This is a genomic window from Curvibacter gracilis ATCC BAA-807 (assembly GCF_000518645.1).
GTDB classification, from domain to species: domain Bacteria; phylum Pseudomonadota; class Gammaproteobacteria; order Burkholderiales; family Burkholderiaceae_C; genus Curvibacter; species Curvibacter gracilis.
This window is the reverse complement of sequence record NZ_JADZ01000033.1, coordinates 1-16072: the sequence shown is the minus strand read 5'-3', so window position 1 is coordinate 16072 and position 16072 is coordinate 1. Positions and strand designations below refer to the sequence as shown.

General features: G+C 58.6%; 13 protein-coding genes. 7 read left to right on the top strand and 6 right to left on the bottom strand.

Annotated features, from left to right (window positions below; genetic code table 11):
• Positions 1-15 precede the first annotated feature (15 nt).
• Entirely contained in the window at positions 16-1716 is a 1701-nt protein-coding gene (locus L880_RS0121410) for a DUF1302 domain-containing protein (RefSeq protein ID WP_051443493.1), read from the bottom strand.
• Positions 1717-1895: 179 nt separating this feature from the next.
• On the opposite strand from L880_RS0121410, the gene L880_RS0121405 reads away from it, so the two are divergent.
• Positions 1896-2819 (top strand): LysR family transcriptional regulator, encoded by a 924-nt coding sequence (locus L880_RS0121405; protein ID WP_027477417.1) that lies wholly within the window; start codon positions 1896-1898, stop codon positions 2817-2819.
• A 123-nt stretch (positions 2820-2942) separates the two neighbouring features.
• On the opposite strand, the gene L880_RS0121400 is transcribed toward L880_RS0121405, so the two are convergent.
• The 3 genes from L880_RS0121400 to L880_RS0121390 all read right to left on the bottom strand — a co-directional run bounded on the left by L880_RS0121400 (position 2943) and on the right by L880_RS0121390 (position 4980).
• On the bottom strand, positions 2943-3755 hold the full coding sequence (locus L880_RS0121400; RefSeq protein WP_027477416.1) for an AraC family transcriptional regulator: 813 nt from the start codon (positions 3753-3755) through the stop codon (positions 2943-2945).
• Positions 3756-3768: 13 nt separating this feature from the next.
• Positions 3769-4374: a LysE family translocator gene (locus tag L880_RS0121395; RefSeq protein ID WP_027477415.1), complete on the bottom strand. Its 606-nt coding sequence runs from the start codon at positions 4372-4374 to the stop codon at positions 3769-3771.
• 183 nt (positions 4375-4557) lie between these two features.
• Entirely contained in the window at positions 4558-4980 is a 423-nt protein-coding gene (locus L880_RS0121390; protein ID WP_027477414.1) for a GNAT family N-acetyltransferase, read from the bottom strand.
• A gap of 363 nt (positions 4981-5343) precedes the next feature.
• On the opposite strand from L880_RS0121390, the gene L880_RS0121385 reads away from it, so the two are divergent.
• Entirely contained in the window at positions 5344-6045 is a 702-nt protein-coding gene (locus L880_RS0121385; RefSeq protein WP_027477413.1) for a hypothetical protein, read from the top strand.
• 7 nt (positions 6046-6052) lie between these two features.
• Here L880_RS0121385 and L880_RS35820 read toward each other — a convergent pair whose 3' ends face one another.
• Positions 6053-6334 (bottom strand): hypothetical protein, encoded by a 282-nt coding sequence (locus tag L880_RS35820; protein WP_157463012.1) that lies wholly within the window; start codon positions 6332-6334, stop codon positions 6053-6055.
• Positions 6335-7861: 1527 nt separating this feature from the next.
• On the opposite strand from L880_RS35820, the gene L880_RS0121365 reads away from it, so the two are divergent.
• The 4 genes from L880_RS0121365 (at position 7862) to L880_RS0121350 (ending at position 13199) form a co-directional block, all read left to right on the top strand.
• Positions 7862-8548, top strand: coding sequence for a ParA family protein (locus tag L880_RS0121365; RefSeq protein ID WP_027477411.1), 687 nt, complete (start codon positions 7862-7864; stop codon positions 8546-8548).
• A 3-nt stretch (positions 8549-8551) separates the two neighbouring features.
• A complete protein-coding gene (locus L880_RS33075; RefSeq protein WP_084461509.1) occupies positions 8552-9589 on the top strand; it encodes a ParB/RepB/Spo0J family partition protein in 1038 nt (345 codons plus the stop codon).
• A gap of 151 nt (positions 9590-9740) precedes the next feature.
• On the top strand, positions 9741-10007 hold the full coding sequence (locus tag L880_RS0121355) for a hypothetical protein (protein ID WP_157463011.1): 267 nt from the start codon (positions 9741-9743) through the stop codon (positions 10005-10007).
• Between the two features lie 1749 nt (positions 10008-11756).
• Positions 11757-13199, top strand: coding sequence for a replication initiation protein (locus tag L880_RS0121350; protein ID WP_027477409.1), 1443 nt, complete (start codon positions 11757-11759; stop codon positions 13197-13199).
• A gap of 105 nt (positions 13200-13304) precedes the next feature.
• On the opposite strand, the gene L880_RS0121345 is transcribed toward L880_RS0121350, so the two are convergent.
• Positions 13305-14333, bottom strand: coding sequence for a tyrosine-type recombinase/integrase (locus L880_RS0121345; protein ID WP_084461506.1), 1029 nt, complete (start codon positions 14331-14333; stop codon positions 13305-13307).
• Positions 14334-15096: 763 nt separating this feature from the next.
• Here L880_RS0121345 and L880_RS33070 point away from each other — a divergent pair.
• Complete coding sequence (locus L880_RS33070) at positions 15097-15642, top strand: anti-sigma factor (RefSeq protein WP_051443490.1); 546 nt, start codon at positions 15097-15099, stop codon at positions 15640-15642.
• Positions 15643-16072 lie beyond the last annotated feature (430 nt).

The following is a 16072-nucleotide window of genomic DNA, read 5'->3' as shown; positions in this document are numbered from 1 at the left end:
TGTCTCCAGTCGAAATCAGAAGGTCCGGCGCACCGACAGCGAGACAAAGTCGCGGTCGCCCAGGGGGTTGCCGGTGGTGTAGGTGGCGCTGCCGCCGGTGAGCAGCGGGGTGTAGTTGACGAAGGGCGCAGCGCCCCCCAGGAAGCGGGTGTAGTTGAGCGCGAACTGCCATACCCCCTGGTAGGTTCCCTCCAGCCCCAGGGTGGCCGAGCCCGTGCCCTTGGGGCCCCAGGCCAGACCGGTGACCGAGGAGTTGCCGTCCAGCACATAGCGCAGGCCCACGGGCACGCTGAGGTCCAGGCCCGGCAGCACCTGGCGGTAGCTGGGGCTGAAGACCATCTGCAGCGCGGTGGCGTCACGGCTGCGCAGCGGATCGAGGTGGCCCTGGGGGTCGTTCTTGCTCAGCACGCGGTTCCAGGCGATTTCGCCCAGGAAGTTGGCCTCGCGGTACAGGAAGCTGGGGCCCAGCGAGCTGATCCACGACAGGTTGAGGTGGGCCGTCTTGCCCGTGGCCAGGGTGCCCGCGGGGGCCACGTTGGCATAGACGATGTTGCTGTTGACCAGCGGCATGTTGGTGCGCAGCGAGGTCTCGATCGACACATTGGTGTTGCCCAGCGAGCGGCTGGCACTGGCGCCCACGGTTTTGACGGCATCCGGGAAGACGTAGTACCAGTTGCCCTGCCCGCCCGTCACATTGAGCTGCGAGTAGAGCTGACCGGCCTTGTCGTGGTAGCGCGCGGCGTAGAAGCCGAGGTCGGTCTCTTCGAGGCGCCACTTGAGCTGGGCGCCGAACTGGCCACTGTTGGGCGGGCGCACATCCGAGCCGGGTTGCAACACGCTGGTGCCGACCACTTCGTTCAGGCCCGAGCCCCCCCAGGCGTTGTTGACGCTGCTGAAGTAGCTGCCGGCCGGCGCCATGCGATCGGCCTCCCAGCGGAACTGGTAGTAGCCACCGACAGACACATCGGACGACAGCGGCACCTGGGCCGAGACCTGGGGCACGGGGCGGATGATCTCCTTGAACTGGGCGTTGGGCGAGGACATCAGCTTCCAGATGTCGATCGGGCCCTGGGCGCGGGCAATGCCGTTGTCGCCGAAGAACAGGCTTTCGCCGTACTGCAGGGCATGGCGGCCCAGGCGGCCGGTGGCCTTGTTGCCGTTGTCCAGCGGCAGTGCGCCGAAGATGAAGGCGTCCAGCACCTCGGCCTTGCGGCCGGCCAGGTCGCGGGTGGCGCTGGAGAACTGGTTGTAGACGGCCTGGCCGTTGGCCACATCGGTGGCGGCGGTGCTGCCGCTGTAGGAGGCGTCGTACCAGGCCGCGGCACTGACGCGCAGGCCCAGGTCTTTGCGGTACACCACGTCGAGTTCGCTCAACAGATCCAGGCGCTTGGAGACGATGCCCTTGTTGCGGAAGTTGTCGTCACCCGCGTTGAAGTTCAGCGCCTGGGGAAAGGCCGAAGCGGCCACGCCCGGCACCAGTTGGCGGGTGCTGTTGACCAGGGCCGGGCTGGCGTCTTGCAGGCGGTATTGGGTGCTGGCTTTGACGGTGTTGTCGAAGCGGATCTTGAGGTCGTCGTTGCCGGTGTCCAGCTCCAGGGCGTGGACGCCTTGGGCCAGCAACATCGGCAGGGCCAGCCAGGGCAGTCGAGTACGCAGCTGGAAGGGCAGTCGCGTCGATGCCGTGCGCAAGCGCAGGCGCTGAGGTCTGAGGTGCATCGTGTTTGTCTCCGTGGGTTTCAGGGGCCTTCTTGCTGAGGCTGTGACCGGCTTCACCGATCGCTGACACGAAGATTACGAACACGAGACACATTCGTAAAATGGTTTCAATCCATCTAAGATATCGATCTCATGAATACCTAAGGGGTTAACACTGAGGTGCAGCCCCGGCCCCCACGATGCGCTTCAACAAACTGGACCTGAACCTGCTGGTGGCCCTGGACGCGATGCTGAGCACCTGCAGCATCAGCCGGGCCGCCGAACGCCAGCACCTGAGCCAATCGGCCATGAGCAATGCCCTGGCCCGCTTGCGCGAGTATTTCGACGACGATCTGCTGGTGCAGGTGGGGCGGCGCATGGAGCTGACGCCGCGCGCCGAGGTGCTGAAGGAGGCGGTGCGCGATGTGCTGATGCGGGTGGACACCACCATCACGGCCCAGCCCGAGTTCGACCCCATGCGCTCGGAGCGCGAGTTCCGCATCTTTGTATCGGACTACTCGCTGAGCACCCTGATGCCGCACCTGATGGTGCTGGCCCATGAGCAGGCCCGGCGGGTGCGCTTTCACCTGATGCCACAGGTGGAGCAGCCGCAGCGCGCGCTGGAACAGGGCGAGGCCGACCTGCTGGTGATTCCGACAGAGTTCTGTTCGCCCGACCACCCGACCGACACGGTGTTTCTGGACGATTTTGTGTGCGCGGTGTGCAACCAGGGCCGCTTCCGCGACCGCGAGCTGACCCTGGACTCGTACCTGGCCGCGGGCCACGTGATCATGCAGCCGCCGGCGGGCGGGCAATCGCTGGAGTCCGATTTCATGCGGCGCCACGGGGTGGAACGGCGGGTGGAGGTGTCGACCTTCAGCTTCATGACCGCACCCCACCTGGTGGTGGGCACGGACCGCATCGCCACGCTGCACCGGCGCCTGGCCCTGCAGGCCAGCCGCCACCTGCCGATCCGGCTGCTGGCCCCGCCCCTGCCGATCCCGCCCATGGTGCAGGTGATGCAATGGCACAAGCACCGCTCCAAGGACCCGGGCCTGCTGTGGCTGCGCCAGACCCTGCTGGCGGCGGCGGTCAGGATGGACCAGATGGCCGCAGCGAGCTAGCGCTGGCCCGGTCTGCGGCGTGAGCCGAGAAAGAGGGCACGGCTCACGCGATCGCCTGTGCAGCCCCGAGTTGGCAGAGGCCCATCGGGTTCACTGCTTGACCTGCTGCAGGCCGCCCCTTGATCAAGGCCGCAGCCGATAGCTGCCGGGTGTCATGGCGTGGTGGGCCTTGAACGTGCGCTGCAGGTGCGCCTGATCGGCAAACCCCATGGTGTGCGCCGCTTCGGCCAGCGACATGCCTTGGGACAAGAGCCTTCTTGCGCCGTTGATGCGCAGGTTCTGCAGGTAGCGGCCCGGCGTCATGTGCAACACCACCTGGAATCGCCGGATGAACTGCGAGGCCGGCATGTTGCAGCGGGCGGCCAATTCACCCACCGTGATCTTGCGCTCAAGCTGCGCATGCAAGGTCTCGAGGGCCGGGGCCAGTTCAGCGGGCAGGGGCTCGGCGTCTTGCGCCCGCCCTGGGCGGGCCCAGGTGGCAAGCCATGCGGGCAGCTCCAGGGCCAAGGCGTTTGCGGCAGCATCGGAAGCCAGCGGATCACAGAAGCTGCTGACCCTTTGAACAACAGCCGCATCGTCGACACAGCGAGAGAGAAACTCCAGGTGCTCAGGGGGGGTTGGCAAGTTCCAGATCTGCGCCACGGCCCCGTGCAGCCAAGTGGCGTCAACGAACAGCATGCGATACGACCAACGTTGGCGCGACGAGGGATTGCAGGAGTGCACCACCGTGGGTTCGATCAGAACGGCGGTGCCCGCTCTCACGGCATGCGGCCCGCTGGGATGGTGGAAGGTGGCACTGCCCTGATCGACCACGCCGATCGAGTATTCATCGTGGGAGTGGGCACGGTAGCAGGCGAGCGTGTCCACACTGACGCGCAGCTCGGCCCAAGGGGCTGCAGGGTGTCGGTGGATTCGATTTTGGCTGTCAGCAGGCATATCGAGCGCCAGATTATCCGAGCATGCCGACGACGCACAGCGCCAGGACGATGCCCATCGTTCTGTTGAATGCCCGCTGCCGCGCGGGCAAGCTCAGCCATTGAGCCAACGCCCTGCCGACCCAGGCCCAACTGCCAACGCCCACAAAGCAGGCCAGCAGCGAGACCGCCACAAAAAGCCAGCGGGCCTGCGGTACGTTGTCTTGCGGCAGCACGAACAGGCTGACGCCGGAAAGTGCAACGATCCATGCCTTGGGATTGAGCGACTGGGTGAGGACTCCTTCAGCCAGGGTTTGGAGACCGGAATGACGCGTGAGGGGCACCTGGCCATTCAGTTCAGAGGGCGCTGCGCTTGCGATGCGCCAAGCCAGGTAGACCATGTAAGCGGCCCCCATCCAGCGAGCCGTCTGGACGACCCCTGGGTTGCTCAGCACGATCTCGCCCCCCACGCCCATGAGCCAGACGACGGACGCGTAGCTCAGACTGGCCCCCAGCACATAGGCCAGCGCCACGCCACGCCTGGCAGCGGCGCCGTGCCGCAGGGCCAGGACGTTGACCGGCCCTGGGGTGATCGCCCCGACCAGGGCAAAGCTACCCATCGCCATCAAAAGTAATCCCATCGACCGACCCTCCACCATCGTGATTCAAGTGGCGGGAGTGTGTGGCGCACACAGACTTTCGTATTGAACGGAATTGCAAGGCTCACCAGGCTGCTGACCCGCTGCCGGCACGGCCCGAATGCCCGTGCCACACTTGGCGTGGACAGGCTGCTTGAAAAATGCGCGCCGCAGGGCGCCATGGGTCTACAAGGCCTTCTTCATCAAGGCCAGATAGTAGGGGCCGATGTAGTTGTCGATGCGGCTGAATTCTTGGTAGCCCTGTTTCAGGTAGAACTCGCGCGCTTGCCACTCGAAGGTCTCCAGCTTGGCATGGCGTGCACCCAGGTCGCGGGCCTTTTGCTCTGCTGCGGCCAGCAGGCGTTGGCCAAGGCCTTGGCGCCTGACCGGCTCATCCACAAAGAGCACATCCACATTCAGCCAGTGCAGAAACACAAAGCCGCGCAAGCCCGCCACCAAAGCGCCGCTGGCGTTCTTGGCGCTCAGCCAGACCGGCTGGACCTGGCCGTACTCCCCCACCACCCGGTAGTTGAACTGGCGCAGACGCCGGCCCAGTTCGCCCGAGTGGACTTCTTCAGCACTGGGGGTGTAGATCGTGAGGTCACTCATGCCATGCCTGCTTGGTTGTGGGCGAATTCTGCCCGATGAGTGCAACAGGCCATTGAAGCGGATCCCGAGCCTTGCGACACGCCCAGGGGCGCTTGACTGCGCACACCCTTTGGCACGATGACAGAGCCTGTGAGCCATGGGCGGGCGACCCGCGTGGCTGGTGCCCATCCCACCCCTGGAACACCGCCATGGCCAGCCAATCGTCGATGTTTCACGGCCACCCCTGACCACAGAATAATTTTCATTAAAAACATGGGCTTATCGTTGAATTGAGATGTCATTTCTTGGAAATTGGCGGAATGTTTCACGACGGCTTCCGTGATCGTCAACGTTTCGGTATCATGATGCCAAATTGATTCCGATATGAGCCAGATTCGCTACCTTTCACTGCCCGCATTGCAACAGCGCCTGGACCAGGAGTTCAATGGGCACGGCCCCTCCATCGCCACACTCAAGCGCTGGGCTGCAGCAGGGTTGCTGGACACGGCGCGGCAGTACGAGCAAGCAAAGGATGGTCGAAGCCACCGGGTCAAATTTGATCTGGTGATTGCCAGGCGTTTGATTCTTGCGCGCTGGCACCCGCGCCAGGAGGCTGAAGGGGCGCCAGGGGGGGGCCATGGCTCCGCTGCTGTGACGGAGCCCCCTGGCCCGACGGGTGGACAAGGTGGGGCCGGACCAGCCATGTCCGAACCAAGCCCCACCGCAATCCCCATGCTGACATTGCCCGCCGCGGACTTCCAAGCCATGCAGGATCAGTTGCACAGGTTGAGCGAACAGGTTCAGCAAATGATGGGCAGCATGCGCGAGATACAACGTGACGCGTCCGACTTCCGAGTCGCCAGGATGGCCTTGATGCGCAAGTACGACGAATCCAATGCCATGCAGTTGCAGCTGATTGCCGAACTTAAATCGAATCGCGGCGGCGGGGCAGAAGGCCGAGGCGGTGACTCGTTCCTGGAGCTGAGTCGGATTGCGGCAGGAATCAGCCGCTTGACGGACAGAGTGGCCGGGCTCGAGGCCAAGCTTGAAGAGCCCAGTTCGACGGCAAGCCAGCGCAGATTCTGAAAATACATCAATTCATTTTCATCGTTGGGATCAAATACATAGGGGAATCCAACACCTGGAACATCAACAGCAAATTTCGGGCGACGCTTGCAGCGGGCTCGATGATGCCCCCTTGAGGGGCGCCTGACAGGCCAGGCACTTTTGGTGAAGGCTGCACCAGCGAATCTTTCAAATGGCTCCAAATTGATTCCATGCGACGAGGACAAGCCGTGCCTGGGCCCACAGGCAACAAGCGCACAAGAACATCAACGAAGCCTCGCCCTAAAAACACGCCCGTCTTGAAGAGCATCAAAAGGGCTGCCTGCGCAGAGATGTTCTTTCCAAGAGACTTTCATGCACTGCGCCGGGATCTCCTCTGCTGAATCTCACCGGTGTGAGTCAGCCGTTCTCTTGATAATGACTACTCTATATTTCAAACAATGCGCAACCCCACAGAACCGATGAAGCGCGACGGCACCCGATCTTCCATGCAATCGGCAAACCGGCCGCGATTGGCTGAGCAAGCGCAGCGCGCATCCCGTCAGGCCGTGCCACCAGGCCACCCAGGGCGATTGAAGAATCAGCACAGGACCGGCGACACCATGGGCCGTTTCATCCATCCCTTGCGCCGCAAGAATGCTGACTTGATCTTGATATGAGCCTCGGGAGGAGTACCGCGCCCGGCTGCCCATTGCCACACCCGAGCGCAAGCCAGCGACTCCAAGGGCTGACTCAACTCACCACCTCATCAAATCAAACGATCAAGCATTGCCAACCCAAGAAGTGGACTGGCACTGCGCAGCCAAACATGAGCGCCGCGCGCTTTCGAACAAGCCTCCGCCCGCCACGCCTTGAGCACGGATGCCAACAGGCTTTGGGCACCGCGCAGGCAGGCAGGCAGGCAGGCCACACGATCGCAACGAACAGACGATCAAGGGCGGGCATAGCACTCGCCGCGCAATGGCAATGACAGGACAACACGCGTCAAGTGCCATGGAGAGGACGCCAACGCCACCCTGATGGACCACATTCGGGCTTGAAATATCAGACATCAATGGCATGAGTGATTGGCGGATGATGCGCACAAACAGGGAGGGCATGACGCCGGAGCACGCACCCGCCGCCATGCAAAGCGCCAAACAACCCGCCCCACCCCACTTTCAGCCCCACCTCAAGCCCCAGACGGCGCACGACGCAACGCTTACCAACAGGCCAGACTCCCCCGCGCCGCCGAGCACCCCAGACCAGACACGCAGCCTGAACGGGCAAAAACACCCCCATCACCAGGGCTTGGAGACAGCCCAGCAATTTACGAGCAACAAGTTCTGAGCCCTGAGGTGGGCCTGGCATCTAAACAGCACAAACGCCCGCACGCGATAGACAGAGACCTGACATGCGATGCACAAAAGGGCGTGGCCACCCACAACATTCCGCCAAGCCACCTGCTCGCTAGAGATGGCACATCCAGCCACCAACAAGCATTCACGCGTGAATACCCGTTGGGCAGCAAATTCACACACCACAGAGCCAGCCCCATCGAACCTAGCCCCGCGATTCATTCGCGCGTGAATACCAAACACACCCCGACGAACCCCAAGACCCCACACACCAACACCAACACCAACACCAACACCAACACCAACACCAACACCAACGCCAGAACCAGAACCAGAACCAGAACCAGAACCAGAACCAGAACCAGAACCAGAACGCACAACCTCATCTATATTCATTGAATATTTCTCTTTAATTTAAAATTAACACGAAAGGTCATTGCTACAATCAAGCAGCCATTTCATTCACGCGTGAATAGACGCACAGGTCAAAAGGGGTGCTCATGACAGCCAAGATCGTTACTGTTTTCAATCAAAAAGGCGGCTGCGCCAAAACCATGACGACCATGCAGTTGGCTGGCACCCTTGGTTTGCGTGGCTTGAGGGTGTTTGTGGTCGACATGGATCCCCAAAACACCGCGGCACTGTGGTTTCACCAGGCGTCGACCGAGGCCCCTTTCCCTGCGGAAGTGCTGTCGATGGCCCCGTTGAAAGAGGCGTTTCTCGACAAGCTGTCGGCCATTGCCGAGAAGTACGACGTGATCATCATTGACTGCCCACCCGCCCTGGGCTCTCGAGTGCCATGGGCTGCATTGGTGGCGTCCGATTTGGCGATCATTCCTGTTGTGCCCGTGATGGACAATGTTTGGGCTTCCAAACAAGCAGAAGAGTTGGTGTTGGAGGCCCGTCAAGCACGGGCCAGCCGCGGTGGCGACAACCTGAAGGCGGTTTACTTGCTCAGCATGGTGCGCCGAGGCAATATCTTTGACAGTTGCCTGCAAACGCTCAAGTCAGGCGCACAGATCCCCATCCTGAAGTCCACCTTGGCAATGCGCAATGTCTTCCCGGAATCTCAGCTCTATGGCTGCGTTGTTCGCTCTTTTGGCAAGTCGGTGGCAGCCTCAGAAGTCGATGCTTTGGTCGACGAGGTAGCAGGTTTGTTGGAAATAAAAGTATCTAAGGCTAAGTAAAAAATGAATATTAAAAAAGGTGATATGGCTGCGCGCGCCGCCCTGGCCGCCAAGAGTGCGCCAACCATCGGTGACCGACTTCGTCATGCCCAGGACCTGGTGCACACCCACCCTGCAGACGAAACCCCTCGAGCCTCGTTCATCCCGGTCGGGCAAAGCCTTCAGGCCCTTGCCATCCCAGAGGTACAGCCAACAAATTCCTCAGGTGCGCGTTTCGAAAAGGTGGCGATTGAGCTGATCGACGTCAACCCCTTCAACGCACGCCACATCTACCGCCCCGAACGTGTCAGTGAATTGGCCGCCAGTATCAGCGCGCACGGGCAAGAGATCCCTGGCCTGGCAGCCAAGCAAGGCGGGCGCTACGTGCTGGCAGCCGGACACTACCGGCTTCGTGCCTTGAAGCTGATCGGTGCCAAAACCATGGACCTGATGGTCTATGACTCATTGAACGATCGCGAGTTGTATTCGCACAGCTATCGCGAAAACGCCGAGCGGGAAACACAGACCGCTCTGGACAACGCGCTGTCATGGCGAACCTTGCTGGACCAGGGCGTTTTTGCCAGCGAGACGGAGATTGCAGAAGCCACGGGCCAATCTCAGCCCAATGTGAACAAGACATTGGCGATCCTTCGCTTGTCTGCACCTGTGCTGGAGGTCCTCAAAGAGGACCCCAAGGCTTTCGCCATGAGTGCACTGTATGAATTGGTGCTGTACGAGCAGGCCGTGGATACCCCAAGCGCGCTGGCCATGGCCAAGTTGGTCAAGGACGGGGAGGCCGGTCGCAAGGAAATCCAGGAGGCGAGGGCCAAAGTGCAGTCACCGCGGGAGCGCAAACGCAAGGAAATCTCCCGTCAATACAAGATTCAACGCAATGGACAACAGATTGGACACCTGAAGGAATGGGACTCCGGCAAGGTTTCATTTGAAATCGTGCTGGCCGACACGGCCGACCGAGAAGCGCTTGTTGCAGAACTGCGCAGCCGATTCGATCTGGCGGAAACACCCAATACCCCAGCCCCGACCGCCGAGATGCCTGGCTGAGCAGCAAACTGAACCGATGCGCTGAGGTGCAATGCCCCAGCGCGCCAGTGACCACCACTGGCACTGCCAAGCAACCCGGTCTCCAGACGACCCACTTCAACGCCGATCTGCAAGATCAAGGTGATTCCGATTGATTGGGGGTTGGCAGGTGATGAGCCAGATCGCCTGCACATTGACGACCTCGCTCGACAACACGTTCAGCGGCAACCGCTCGTTCATGGACCGCCTGCCCTGTTTGCGCATGCGCACAGCCGGCTTGGCTTGTCGTCGGCATAGACAGGAACACCCGCAGGTGCTTGATATAAGAAGACTGCAGGCTCAATACGTCGTGAATACGCGGGCAACCAGGGCTACAACGTACATGGGTCATCTGCACGATCTTCTCGTGCCGTGGCACGGTGGCCTGATCGGCCAGTGACGGAAGGCGGTAGCAGTCCCAGATGGCTCCCACAAGCTGGCACACACGATGTTCAGACAAATGGGGATCACTCACCATTCACTCAACCACCTCAAGCTCGCCCTGCAGGCTAGCGATTTACCTCCGAAACGCTTTTGAGCCGGCGAATCCAACTGTGTATCGACCAACTGCCGCTTGAACCCGCTGTTCTCCGACACCCGCTCACACCGGCATTGCCCCCCCGAAATCAGCCTGCAGCCGGTCCCATGTGCCACTGAAGCCACAACTGCAGCAAAGCTCATTGATAGGCATGGACACCGTCACCCCCCAACAAAACTCTCACCTTGTTCAGACCTGAACCGGATTCTGGTGGTACCGCGAAAGGTGAGACGCTTGCGCAAACATCGAGCGGACACCCATTCTTGACCCCAACAAAAAGCTCACCTATTGGCCTTGGAGGCCCTACATGCCACCCAAGTCGAGGACCAATGCGGCCCCATTGATCATTTTGAACAGGGTGACCCCCAACAATTGACTCACCTTAGAACACCCAACCTGAAAACCAGGTGAGGCTGATGTGCTTCCGTCCCGAAATGGAAGAACCGACGCCTACCGCCATGAGGCGTCCATGTGCGCAAGGTGAGTCTTTTGTTGGGGCTTCGCGGCTGAGTTAGGTGCACACCCCAAAAAAAATCTCACCTTTCAGTCTTCTAGACATGAAATATTGTTTTGAAAGGCTCTCAATAGAAGCAGGTACTTACATTTCACGAAAAACACCCCAACAACTCTCTCACCTATGTGCAATGGGTGAGAAAAATGTTGGGGGACATCACGACAGGCCAAGAGGGCATCCGGATACGGCATCAAACACAGAAATGTGGGCCATCAGGTGAGAACTTTGTTGGGGGCCGCAATCATCGGGCAGCTACTTTGAACACCCAAAGGTGAGAACTTTGTTGGGCAAAACCGCCCTGCATTTGCTCACTTGGAAGTCTCAGGTGAGATTTTTGTTGGGGTCGCTTGGGTGCCGCGGTGGCAAAAGGTGAGAATTTTGTTGGGCACGGCCAGCAATCTCGAAATGACCTCCTCGATCAACCCCAACAAAACTCTCACCATCAGGATCGATGAGCCAAGGCTGGACCGCCCCAACAAATCTCTCACCCTCAAAAATCAGGCCATCAACTTCCGACCCCAACAAAGTTCTCACCCAAAACGGTGCAAGACCGGATCGGCGATCCCCCAACAAAACTCTCACCCATCAGGCAGCAGCCAACCAAGCCCCCCAACAAATCTCTCACCTTCGGTTCGACTCATCCACAGCCCGACCCCAACAAAAAGCTCACCTTGAACGCATTCAGACAGGTAGAACCAAAAAATGGACCTGCGTTCTTGCTGCACAGCAGGCCAGAGGCTTGCGAGAAGGCGCCAGGCGGTGCACATTGCATCGCCAACGACGAAAAAAGTCGAAAAAAAGCGACCCAACAAAACCCTCACCTGAGGTGCATCAAACCCAACAACTCACTCACCTAAGCACAACAAGCACCTCACCTAAAGTGCGAAGCGCACAACAATCCACTCACCTTGCCACAACAAAAGTCTCACTGCATCCCAACAAAAAACTCACCTCGATGCCTTGAAACCCGCGCCAGACAACGATTTCGCCAATCTCTATGTCTTCTCTAAGTATTCAAGTGTTATCTTCTAAACACTCTACAAGGGGTGTCGCCGCGCTTGTCTCAGGTGAAAAAATACAAGTGGTAAACTTTCACCATGGCCACGCGACGCAAGCGCTCTGAAACACCCTCTGAAAGTCTGTTCGACGAACAGGACCTTCCTGCCCACCCTGATGGGTTCATCGACGAGGGCCCGCAAGACAGCCCTGCGCAACAGGCGGCGCGCAAAGGTGCCACGGCGGTCGCGCAGGTGGTTCAACAACCGATGCCGAGCATCGCGCTCAAGCCGATGAATGGCGCCATCACGCGCCAAATGATGTTGACCTGGCTAAAAATCGTGCGGGAGATCCAGCAACAGCCCAAGGCCGACACCTACAAGATCCCCATGCCGGTCTTGATGGATTTCCTGGGTGACAAGAGCAATTACGAACGTCTCAAATCCACGCTGAGATCACTCAACGCCGTGCAGGTTGAGTGGAACGAAGTCAACTCGGGCGGGACTCAATGGACGGTCAGCAGCCTGCTTTCCCAAGCAAAGATCATCCGAAGCCCCTCACAGAACATTGTGGAGGTCAGCCTCCCGCCAGACATCAGTCGCGGCGTTCGAGAACTTGAACAGTTTTCGGAACTGAACCTCATCATGGCGCGTGAGTTGAAAAATCAATCAGCGCTGAATCTTTATCGGATCGCTGTAGCCTACGAGACCAACCCCTCCAAACTGACCTTCAGAAAACCTCCCGAAGAGTGGGACATGTACCTGCGTGTCAAACCTCAGGGGCACGGGGCGGCATTTGAGTACAAGTACTTCAAGCGAGACACGCTGCTGCCAGCGATCGAGGAAGTCAACCGGCTGACACACTTGAACCTTGAACTGATTGAACACAAGGAAGGCAGAGTCGTAGTCGAGATTCAATTCCGGATCGAGCCAAAGACGGTCGAAGTTCTTCCTCTGCTGCTGGGAGATGCGGCAAAAGAGGCGATCAAATTGGCCGAAGCCGAATTGCGTGCGCTTGGTTTGAAGGCCACAGAGGCTATTTCCATCGTCACGACCTATGGCTCTGAACGGGTGATGGCCAACGTGGCCTACGTGAAGCAACGAAGTGCAGCGGTGTCCGAGTCAGCCGCATTGCGCAACCCAACGGCTTATCTCAAAGCGGCCATCAAGAACAACTACGCCGATGGCATGGTCTTTGAGGAACAAACGACCTCGACTCAAGCACCAGCCAAACCGAATCAAGCCCAAGTGGAAAGGGACACCAAGCGGGCACGGTTGGAGCTGATCTCCCATCGACGCACAGAAGCCCAAAATCTGTTCCTGGAGATGACTCGGCGTGAGAGCGACAACATCTGGCACGAATACCTGAACCAGATGGATTCATTCGGGAACAAAACACTTGCTTCAACCGCCAGGAGAAAAGGCCTGGAAGCCAAGATTGTCCAGGTTCATTTCTACGATTGGCTCGCCGTTCGACTTTGGGGCGAACCTGATGACCAAGCGATTTCCGACTTTTTACAAGCCTCTTCTGGGGCCAAAGCGTGACAAGAAATGGCACGACGCCAGTGCTTTTCGCGGGTCATGAGCGCTCACAGCTCATGGATTTGAATCTCTGGCTCTGAGCGACGAGCCCCATGCGGCTCCGCGGGTCTATGCAAATCCTTGACCCGGTTTCCACCTGGCGTGGCGCCACACGCTCTCGCGATTTTTCAAGCCTGCAAAGGCCATGATCTTCTCCAGGGGCCATTGCTGATCCAATTTCTCCCTGATCACCGTGTTGCGAATGACTTGTGGCCCGCAACGCAGGGGTAGAGGCAGATTCGCTTCTCGTGCAGCGGTCACAATGGTTCGACTGACCAGGTGAAAAAGAATGCGAATTGATATTTGATTTGAGCGGTCTGATAAAAAAACCCACTCCTTTTTGGAGTATTTGGCCTGCGACGCCCTGAAATCGAGCCAATCTTCCATGCTTTTACTCAAGGGCATCGAAAACGAGATCAATCGTTCCTGACATGACCTGGACCCTTGAATATGGGCACCTACCAATCGAGGCACACTGTCTTTCGTTGTGTCGGTTAGTTTCGGGTCATCCCATATCAGGTCCTCTGTCCGCATTCCGCGCACTTCCTCGCTGGTCAGCCCATGCTCATACAGAAGCTTCAAAATGACCAGATCGCGAATGCCGTAACAGTCGCAGGATTCAGCGCGAGGGAAGGCCTGAGGCAGCACGCGCCACAATGCAGGATCCAACACAGTGGGGTCATCGTTCAGCTTGCGAGGGCGGTCAATGCCGTGCAACTCACCGGTCGGTAAGTTCTGGCTCAGCTTTAAATCGAATGCGTACCCGTAGACCCAGTGGAGCAATTGCCAGTACCGTTTCTGCGATACCTCACTCACCGATCTGATCGTCCCGTCACTGGCTTTCGCTCGACGTGCTTTGAGTTGTTTCAGAAATTGGGACACGTCAACTGCGCTGGCATCCATCCAGAGCACGCCTCGGCGGTGTAAGTGGGAGAGCCACAACTTCCAAATGCTGCCGTACAGACGTCTGGTGGCTGCGGCACAGACTGGGTCGTAAGGGTCTGCCTGACGATGCGCGAGCCAAATGGAAAAGATCGCGTCGCCTGCCATTCGATTTGATGACCCATCACCATGTTCCACGGTGCCATCTAGGTCCATGCCACTGTTCTTTCAGACTTGATTGAGAAAACGTGGATCAGCCACTGGATTCCAATGGTTCCCCCGCACCTAGCCTCTTGCGTGCCCTCGCTGGACATCAGCATAACGAGCAAGCTGGAGTTGTCGGGTCCAATCTGCCTTGAAATATTCACGCGTGAAAGATCATCGAGCACGGTAGCGCACATGCGCTAACAAGCCCTCCACCCATGGCGGGGTGAAAAGCAACCAGGGACTCCCGAAGATCAGGCCATCATCTTGGTATACACCCCAAAGCAGACCATGCCGATGATGGCGAGCACAACAGCGATCAACAAAAGGATGAAGAAAAGATCGCCAGCCGTGGCGTGCCGAGAGTTCTGAGAAACAGTTGAGCTGTGTGAGCTGTCGTCTTGTAAACGCGAGGGGAGGGTATCTGGTGGCATTGAAAATTGAAGGCGCAAGGCGAAACGGGGTTGCCCCGATTTCATTCTGAAAGATTGACATTTTTATATCACCGCTGCGTGAGGGTGCGATGACCATGGACACCCTATTGCAGGGCTTGATGCAAATTTGAGACGAACTCAGGGGCGTTGAGCGCGGACAGATCTTTCTCATGATCTGAGCCGAGTGCCCGTCCAAACCCATGTCGCTGTCATTGATGGGCTGGATGGCAGCAGTGCAGGCTTGATCCATCATTCAAAGTCTCCGGCTGGGGAAGCCAGCGCGACGATGCATACTTTCACCTTATGGCGCCTGTGCCCCCCCTCTTTTGAATGCTGAAAACATGGTCGACACTTCTCCTTCTGACACTCAAGTGTCAACCCAGCCCTATGCCACCGGCCGGACCGTGAGCTCATGGTGGCGTCTTGTCGCCGTCGCTTTGATGGTTGCGCTCTTGGTCGGCTGGGCAGCCAGCGCAAGCATGTACGAGCAGTTGAAAGCTCAGATCGGGCACCTTCAAGCCAAGCTGCAAGTACTTCCGCAAGTCAGGTATGTCTCGGTGCTGTTAGACGACAAGCAGCAAGCGGCGTTGTTGATCACATTTGATCCAACTGCAGGCGTTTTGCAGCTTCAACGGCTGAACAACGTGGCCGAGGGGCCCGAAGACAGCATGCAGGTCTGGGCGTTGAGTGGTGGGAGTCAGCCCCCTCGCTCATTGGGACTGGTGCTGAGTCGGTACAAAACACTCCAACTGCCGGCCAAGATCGACGACTTGAGTGGGGTGACCGAGCTCGCGATCAGCGTCGAGGAAAAGGGCGGCGTCAGCGATAGCCAGGGCCCGCGCTTGCCCTATCTCTTCAAAGGCTGGTTGGTACAGAAAGCCATCTGAGCGAAGAGACTTTGACGTGGGTGCGCTTCTGGATTCGGTTGAATTTGATACCCAATACCCAAATCAGTAACTTGGTCATTAATGAATTCTGCGCCGTTTCATCTTTCCGTCGCGTTTCTCTGTGTATACTAGCTGGCTCGGCTGCACAGAACAGTGCTCTACGGGTGTCGGAGGTGGAAAGCCTCTGGTGCCTGGTTGGGGTGGTGGTTGTGAGTGGTTTGAGAAGTTTTCTGGTTTTGAGTTTGCTGCTGTAAAAAGCGATGTATAATTCGAGGCTCTGCAGAAAGCGGTGCTGCCAAGTTGGTGGTGTTGCTGAAGCAGAAAAGAAAAAAAGTTTTGCCAGTTACTTAAAAACTGTGCTAAGATAGAGGGCTTCGCTGATCGCAGCGAAGTTTGCGAAAAGAAGAAATTCTGAGTAGTTGGATCCTTA